Raw genomic sequence first — 4,756 nt, 5'->3', positions numbered from 1 at the left:
GGAAGACGATGGCGCCGCTAAGTCCCAGCTTCACCAGGCGTCCACGGCTGAGGATCAACAGGCCCACCGTTATTTCTCCTGCAGCGGCACGCTGGCCCGTGGCCGGGCGTCCGGAGCGCTGCCCGCCGGAAGCGGGACGTCCCGTTCCTCCGCGGGGAGCGTCGCTGCGGGTGATGCGTGAATCCGTGCGGCCTTCCGAGCTGCGTCCGTCGGAACCCCGGCCCGCTCCTGCGCGGCCGCCAGCGGCGGGAACGTCGTTGCGGTGGGTGCTGCCGGTGGTGCCGCGGCCGCGGGCGTTGCGGCGTGCAGCCGCAGCGGCAATGGCGCGGTCCTCGTTCTGCTCACGGACGAAGTCGGCAGCGGCGCGTGCCTCGGTGCGGCCTTCGAAGGTCGCGGCGCGGCGCTCTGCGCGGGGAACGTCGGTGCGGGCAGGCTCGGCAGAGACCTTGCCGCGGCCGCCACGTCCGCCGCGGCCTCCCGCGGTGGGGGCAGCCTGGCGGCGGGCGCGCTTACGCTCGGCGTTGGCTCCGGTGGAGGTGCCGCCGCCCTGTTTCTGGGCCTTGGCTGCGAGCAGTGCGGCGCGGGTGCGGGGATCAACCTTGTCGGCCATTTCGCCCACCAGCTCGGCGACGAGGGGCGAGCTGGCCGTGACGCGTTCGAAGTTCACGTCCACGCCTGCGGCCTTCATCAGCTTCTTGACGTCGGTCTGCTGTTCCGGGAGGGTCAGCGTGACCACGGTGCCGTCGGAGCCGGCGCGGGCGGTACGGCCGGAGCGGTGCAGGTAAGCCTTGTGCTCGGTAGGCGGATCAACGTGGATCACCAGTTCGACGTCGTCCACGTGCACGCCGCGGGCAGCGACGTCGGTGGCCACCAGCACGCGCACCTCGCCGGAGGAGAACTCGGCCAGGTTGCGGTCCCGGGCGTTCTGCGACAGGTTGCCGTGCAGGTCCACGGCGGGGATGCCGGCGTCGGTCAGGGTCTTGGCGAGCTTGCGGGCGTGGTGCTTGGTCCGCATGAAGAGGACGCGGCGGCCGGCGCCGGACGCGAGCTCCACGATCAGCTGCTTCTTGACGGTCTGGTCGTTGACCACCAGCACGTGGTGCTCCATGGTGGTCACCGCGGCCTGCGGATCATCCACAGAATGGGTCAGCGGGTTGGACAGGTAGCGCTGGACGATCTTGTCCACGCCGTTATCCAGGGTGGCGGAGAAGAGCAGGCGCTGGCCCTGGCTGGGGGTCATGTCCATGAGTTTCTTCACCACGGGCAGGAAGCCAAGGTCAGCCATGTGGTCGGCCTCGTCCAGGACGGTGATTTCCACGGCCTCGAGGGTCAGGATGCGCTGGCGGATCAGGTCCTCCAGGCGGCCCGGGCAGGCGATAACAATGTCGACGCCGGCGCGGAGTGCCTTTTCCTGCCGGGCCTGGGAGATGCCGCCGTAGATCACGGTGGTGTTCAGGCCGGCGGCCTTGGCCAGCGGCTCGATGGTGGCATTGATCTGGGTTGCCAGTTCACGCGTGGGCGCCAGGACCAGGCCCATGGGGCGGCCGGGCTTGCGGAAGTACGGCGCTTCGCGTTCTGCCAGCCGGGCCACCAGCGGAATGGCGAAGGCAATGGTTTTACCGGAACCGGTGCGGCCGCGGCCCAGGACGTCGCGTCCGGCCAGCGTGTCCGGCAGGGTCTTCACCTGGATGGGGAACGGGGATTCGATTCCCTGCGCGGCAAGGGTATCGGCAAGGGCTTTGGGCGTGCCGAGGGCAGCAAAAGTAGTCAAAGTCAAAGGTCTTTCAGGCGGTATCCGTGCGGATATCGGCCCCCGGCGCCGGTTGGCCCAAGGGTTTCGCCGAAGAAAATTCAGGTGGTCACACCAGCCTGCTGCCGCTTATGCAAAGCGACGGCCGGGACCAAATGGAACGCGTTCATCGACGCAGGATGTGCCTCTCACATGAAAAAAGCCCAGTCCCTAAATGGAGGGAACCCGGGCATCACTGCACATCAAGTTTCACCAGTCTAGCATCCCGCGCGGGTCCGCCCCGCCCTGCCGGCCCCGGGGCGTTGCCTCAGCAGGCGGGGCAGGGCAGTGTTGAGGCATGAGCGAACAGGCAGCACACCACCACGACAGGCACCACGGCGACGCCTCCCCCGGCGGCGGTACCGGTGGCATCGGAAGCGGGATCCGCGGCGACGACGCCGCCTCGATCTGGGACGAGCGCTACCGCACCAAACCCCAGATGTGGAGCGGCAAACCGAACCCGCAGTTGGTGCGGGAAGCCGGCGGGTTGAGGCCGGGCAAGGCGCTGGACCTTGGCTGCGGCGAGGGCGCCGACGCCATTTGGCTCGCGCAGCAGGGCTGGACGGTGACCGCCGTCGACGTGTCCGCCGTCGCGCTGGAACGCGCGCAGTCTCACGAGAAAGCTGCGCTGGCAAGGGAAAGCGTCCACGCGGCCGATGGTGCCATTGCCAGCCGGATCACCTGGCAGCAGGCCGACCTGGAACAGTGGCAGCCCGAGGGGACCTTCGACCTGGTGACCTCGCAGTTCCTCCACTCCCAGGAACTGGCCTGGCAGGGGCCGCTGCGGACGGCCGCTGCGGCTGTGAAACCGGGCGGGACGCTGCTGGTGGTGGGCCATCACCCGGACCGGCTTCCGCCGTGGGGCGCCAACCACCACAACCACCGGGACATGTTCTACACCGGGGATGAACTGGTTCACGAACTGGGGCTGGACGGTCCCGGGTGGCAGCTTGAAGTCCTCACCAGCCGGGAACGCCCGGTGACCGGACCGGAAGGCGAGCGTGCCACCATCGCGGACGTCGTCCTGCGGGCAACCCGCCTCCCCTGACGCTGGAAGAGTTTTTGTCCAGATATGGCGACTTCAGCGGCCGCAAGTCGCCATCTCCGGACAAAAACTCAAGGGGTTTTGGTGGTGACCCGCGGCGCAACCAGTGCCGCCGCTGCGGCGATCACGGCGGCAAGGCCGAAGACTCCGGAAAAGGACGCCGCCGTCGTCGTATATGCCGCGAAGACGATGCCCGTGGTGGCCAGCGCCAACGCCCCGCCCAGCGAGTCTGCGATGGACATGGCGGAGCTGTTGAAGCCCTCGTTGTCTTTGGTGGACAGGGCCAGGGTCATGACGCTGAGCCGGGGATAGAGCAGGCCCATCCCGCCGCCGGCAAAGATCCAGCCACCGATGGCGACCCCGGCCGGCCAGTGCAGCGCAGTGGTGGCCAGGGCGAGCAGCACCGCGCCCAGGACCATCAGCGCCCCGGCCGTCACGGCGGCGCGGTGGGACAGCCTTGTGCCCAGCCGGCCCTGCACGGCCGCTGCCCCGGCCCAGGCAAGCGCCCCGCCGGTGAGCGTGAGCCCGGCGAAGGTGGGTGGGAATTCGTACTGCTCGATCAGCAGGTATGGCAGGTAGACCTCGGCGCCGAAGAATGCGGCCGAGGCGAGTCCGCGGGCAAGGATGACGCTGGGCAGGCCGCGCCGGGACAGGAGCGTGCCGCGCGGAACCAGCGGGCGGACCGCCAGCAGGGCAAGGACGACGGCGGCAACGGCCAGGAGCCCCGCGGCTACGGGAAGCCCGGGGATCCGGAGCTCCGTGGACAGGTTCAGCGCCAGCACCGCCAGCGCGGCGAGCGCCGCCCAGGCCAGCCGGCCCACCGCCCACGGAGCCTTGGCGGCTTCTGCCGGCTGCGGGGCCATTCCCCGCAGAACGGGCGCGATCATCAGCAGCGCCGGGATGACCAGGCCCACCACGCCGAGGAACACCCAGTGCCAGCTGAAGACCTGTGCCACGATCCCGGCGGCAAACGGGCCAACGAGGGACGGGATCACCCACGCCGCGGAAAACGCTGCGAAGATCTTCGGGTGCAGCACACCGGGATAGATCCGGGCCACGAGCACGTACAGGGCGACGGTGAGGGCGCCGCCGCCCAGGCCCTGGACCAGCCGGCCGGAAACGAGCATGGGCATGGTGGCGGAGGTCCCCGCGATCAGCAGGCCCAGGACAAAAAGTGCCACGGAGGCGTAAAGAGGTGCGGTGGGGCCGCGCCTGTCCGACCAGTTGCCGGCGGCCACCATGCCGATGACGCCCGTGGCCAGCGGACCGGCGAAGGCCAGGGCGTAGAGGCCGGCGCCGTCCAGCTCGCGGCTGACCAGTGGCATGATGGTGGTCACCGCGAGCGATTCGAACGCGGCGAGGAACACCAGTGCACACGTGCCGATGGTGACCCAGAGGTAGGGGCGCTGCAGGATCCCGGCGGCGGGATGCGTGGCTGGAAGGGTGGGTCCGGGCACGGTCACGGCCTAACCGACGAACCTGTTGCGGCCGGCGCGGTAACCGAAGACCGCCGCGAACAGCCCGACCACCAGGAACAGGAACCCGGCGGCCGCGAAGGACCCGGTTGCCTGGTGCAGTTGACCCACCATTAGGGTCCCGGTGGAACCCAGCCCGTAGCCCACGCCCTGCATCATCCCGGACAGGTGCGCGGCGGTGTGCCCGTCCCGGGTCCGCAGCATAATCATGGTCAGCGCCACGGCTGTGAGGCTGCCCTGCCCCAGTCCCAGCAGGCCCGCCCATACCCACACCAGGTCCAGCGGCCCGAAGATGCAGAACGCGAATCCGGCGCCGGTCATCAGCGCGACCACCGTATTGATGGCCCGCTGGCTGGCCCTCACGGCCCGCGACCAAGGCTGCGCCTTCCCCAACTGCACCATCCCCGCGCCCTGGTGCGAAGCCCACCACATCACCTATTGGTCACA

Annotated in this window: 3 protein-coding genes and 1 pseudogene; 1 reads left to right on the top strand and 3 read right to left on the bottom strand. The window is 69.5% G+C overall.

What is annotated here, in order from left to right; genetic code table 11:
* Positions 1 to 1,771, bottom strand: a 1,771-nt coding sequence (locus tag AC5RTT_RS19650) for a DEAD/DEAH box helicase (RefSeq protein ID WP_494146578.1), incomplete at its 3' end; no start/stop codon positions are given.
* A 316-nt stretch (positions 1,772 to 2,087) separates the two neighbouring features.
* On the opposite strand from AC5RTT_RS19650, the gene AC5RTT_RS19645 reads away from it, so the two are divergent.
* A complete protein-coding gene (locus AC5RTT_RS19645; protein ID WP_494146577.1) occupies positions 2,088 to 2,837 on the top strand; it encodes a class I SAM-dependent methyltransferase in 750 nt (249 codons plus the stop codon).
* A gap of 68 nt (positions 2,838 to 2,905) precedes the next feature.
* On the opposite strand, the gene AC5RTT_RS19640 is transcribed toward AC5RTT_RS19645, so the two are convergent.
* Together AC5RTT_RS19640 and AC5RTT_RS19635 are read right to left on the bottom strand one after the other, a co-directional pair.
* Positions 2,906 to 4,291: an MFS transporter gene (locus AC5RTT_RS19640; protein ID WP_494146576.1), complete on the bottom strand. Its 1,386-nt coding sequence runs from the start codon at positions 4,289 to 4,291 to the stop codon at positions 2,906 to 2,908.
* Positions 4,292 to 4,300: 9 nt separating this feature from the next.
* Positions 4,301 to 4,660, bottom strand: a pseudogene (locus AC5RTT_RS19635) (MFS transporter); the annotation flags it as partial.
* Positions 4,661 to 4,756 lie beyond the last annotated feature (96 nt).

It is taken from the genome of Arthrobacter sp. Y3221157, assembly GCF_059089865.1.
The sequence above is the reverse complement of the archived record's forward strand: the minus strand, read 5'-3'. Positions and strand labels throughout refer to the sequence as shown.